This window comes from Caballeronia sp., assembly GCF_049581465.1.
GTDB lineage: Bacteria > Pseudomonadota > Gammaproteobacteria > Burkholderiales > Burkholderiaceae > Caballeronia.
This window is the reverse complement of sequence record NZ_JBAUSA010000679.1, coordinates 1-3,002: the sequence shown is the minus strand read 5'-3', so window position 1 is coordinate 3,002 and position 3,002 is coordinate 1. Positions and strand designations below refer to the sequence as shown.

Genomic DNA, 3,002 nt, shown 5'->3' with positions numbered 1-3,002 from the left:
GGTCTGAGTGTTGCACAACAACTCATGAACGTTCCGAAGTTGCGGATCTCGCTTATTGGCGGACAGCTGCGCAACGAGAATGCATCGCTTGTCGGGCCGGCTGCTGAGTTTGCACTTGACCGGTTATGGCTCGACCAATTGTTCCTGGGCGCTGGCGCTATAGGAGATGACAATAAGATTTACAGCATGGATTCCGCTGAGGCGAGCATTAACGCACGCATGATCGAGAGGTCGGCGAGCACGATTGTCCTGGCAGACGCAAGCAAGTTCGGTCGACGTTCGACTTTCCTCGTATCGGACTTGACCAATCGCATGACCGTTATTTCCGATACTTCGATGTCCGACGTCCAACAGTCGAGACTGAGAAAAGCCGGTGTAAACCTGATAACCGTCGAGGGCAGCGTCGAAGATGCTACGTCGGGTACGGGCGGCGCATGAATCAAGGTGCGGAGTGCGTGCTTGGTGTGGATGCCGGGGGCACGAAAACGCTGGTAGCGATCGCGGATCGAAACGGGTCAGTCGCGTATTCTTGCCAGGAATCCACGCTTGATCCAACGAGCGGACCGGCGTGGATCACCACGATCGAGCGCGTTGCTCGTGCAGCCGGCCCTTTCATCTATCAAACAAACAGTGCGGTGTTCGGTCTTCCGTTTCATGGAGAGATCGAAGTGCTTTCCCAGGAGCAGGCAGCCGTATGCGGGCGGCTGTTTGCAATGAGACATGAAGTGGTCAATGACGTCCAACTCGCCTTTGACGGCGCGTTCGCGGGTGGTGCTGGTGTCTTGCTTCTAGCGGGTACGGGATCGATGGCTTGGGCGGGGGACGGCAATGGGTTGGAAGCCCGGGTGGGCGGGTGGGGAGACGCTTTTGGTGACGAGGGAAGCGCGTACTGGGTTGGACGCGAAGCCCTCGCAGAGGTGTCACGTGCGCTCGATGGTCGGTCCCGTTCGTCGGTATTTGCATATCTGCTTTTGAAAAAACTCGGGGTGGCCGAGAAGGATCTGATCGGTTGGTGCCATGCCCATTCTGATCGGCGCTCCAAAATAGCGGGGGTCGCCAAGCTCGTAAACGATCTTGCTGTAGCAGGCGATACAACGGCCCTCGCACTCCTTGAGCGAGCGGGCGACGAATTGGCAAATCACGCAAGTGCGGCCCTTGAGCGCGGTGGCCTATTGGATGAGGCGCATTGGAGTTATGCCGGAGGTCTCTTTTCCAGCCGCATAATCCGCGATCGAGTGACTGCACGCATGCGTCGACCCCCGATCCCACCACTGTTGCCGCCCGTTGGCGGTGCCTTGCTTCGAGCAGCACGTATGTCGGGGTGGAGCGTTGATGACTCATGGATCAAGCGGTTATCGAACTCACTGGCGAGTGTTTTTCGATAGGACAAGATTCCTGTTCAGTCCTGGCCTGCCACTCGCGAAACCTGTGAGTTCGCGCTTTTGTCGCGTTTGATAAATATTCTCCTCTCCTTCCATGGACTAGCGCTCCCTCTCTGCCAAGGCACTGCGGCGAATAGGCGCGATCTCGAACCGAGCAAAGGTGCGACAGGTTCTGGTCTTGTGTCTGCAGCAATCAAATTCAGAAAAATCAAAAACAATCACAAATGTGCTTGATGTTGATTTTTTTACTTGATATGTTGATGAGTGAAACGGCGCAAGAAACGGCACGAAATCTAAATGAATAAGTTCGTTATCCTTACGAAAGTAATATTAAGAAAACGAAAATAATCACGTCTTGCCCAAGCGTCGTCGTCAAGGCCGATCTTCAGCGTGAAGCCTAAAAAATAACACTACTAAATTTGGAAACTACCGTGAAGAGAGTGCTGGTTCTCGTTTCGATGATGGGATTGGTCGCAGGCGCGCATGCGCAAAGCAGCGTCACGCTATACGGGACGCTGGACGCAGGCGTCGAATATATGTCTGGAATTCCGAAGGCGAGTGGAGGGGGCAGCACGTCACGCTGGCGCGTAGAAAGCGGAGACTGGGGAACGAGTGTGTTCGGGCTGAAGGGAAGTGAGGATATTGGTGCGGGAACGTCGATTGTCTTCCAGTTGGAGGCTCAGATCGATCCGACGTCGGGCTCGGTCGGTGACGGAACGAGTTTCTATAATCGTTGGGCGACAGTCGGCGCGTCAAACGACAAGTTCGGCACGTTTTTGCTGGGGCGCGAGCTTGCAATTTCAAACGGTCTGTGGGACTTCGATCCGCTTGGGCAGGGTAACTGGTCGTCAGCGTCGCTAGTACGTGGACGGAATTGGCTGCAATCGAGCAATAGCGTTTCTTACCAATCGCCTAAAGTAGCTGGCTTTGACGTGTATGGCCAGTATTCGCTTTCCAATGCGACGAACTGGAACGGAAACGGGTCCACCTCGCAAGGGCGTCTTGACGGTTTTCAAATGACTTATACGTCGACGTTATTTCAGGTTCGCGGCATTTACGATGAACGACGTGATCCCACCAATGGACAACTAGACGACGTGTTTCAATACTCCCGCGAATATTTCGGAGGATTGAACGTATTTCTCGGCGACTTTAAATTGCAGGCTGCGTACCAGACCTCGCACGCGGGTGATGTACCAGTTGGCGCGCCGTCTGAGACTCAGCAGGAGTGGATGGGAGTCACGTGGCAAGCGACTCCAGCCGCCGCGTTAATTGCCGCCGCCTATCACGTCAATGCCAATAACAGCGCAGGAAACGCGACGCTCTATGCAATCGGCGGGTCATACAATCTCACTAAGCGTACGTTGCTTGATTTCCAGGTTGCGAGCGTTCGCAACAGCAAGACTGGCACGTATAGTCTTGAAGCCAACTTACCAGGGAACAGTGACAATCCGCTTCCTGGTCATAGTCAGTCCGGTGTTTATGCAGGAATCCTGCATAATTTTTGACGGCCTTGTTAGCTTGGTAATTCGTCAGCGTATGATTGCTTGATGAAGAAATTGAAATCGCTCTTCTATCGCGGTCATGGTTTACCGGCCGTCGTCATCAGTGCCATGGCTA

General features: G+C 54.1%; 2 protein-coding genes and 1 pseudogene. All 3 read left to right on the top strand.

What is annotated here, in order from left to right; all coding sequences use genetic code 11:
• Positions 1-438: pseudogene (locus WCA53_RS16800) on the top strand (hypothetical protein); the annotation flags it as partial.
• A gap of 26 nt (positions 439-464) precedes the next feature.
• Positions 465-1,385: an N-acetylglucosamine kinase gene (locus WCA53_RS16795; protein WP_423912710.1), complete on the top strand. Its 921-nt coding sequence runs from the start codon at positions 465-467 to the stop codon at positions 1,383-1,385.
• Between the two features lie 428 nt (positions 1,386-1,813).
• A complete protein-coding gene (locus WCA53_RS16790) occupies positions 1,814-2,890 on the top strand; it encodes a porin (protein ID WP_423912707.1) in 1,077 nt (358 codons plus the stop codon).
• The last annotated feature ends 112 nt before the right edge of the window (positions 2,891-3,002 follow it).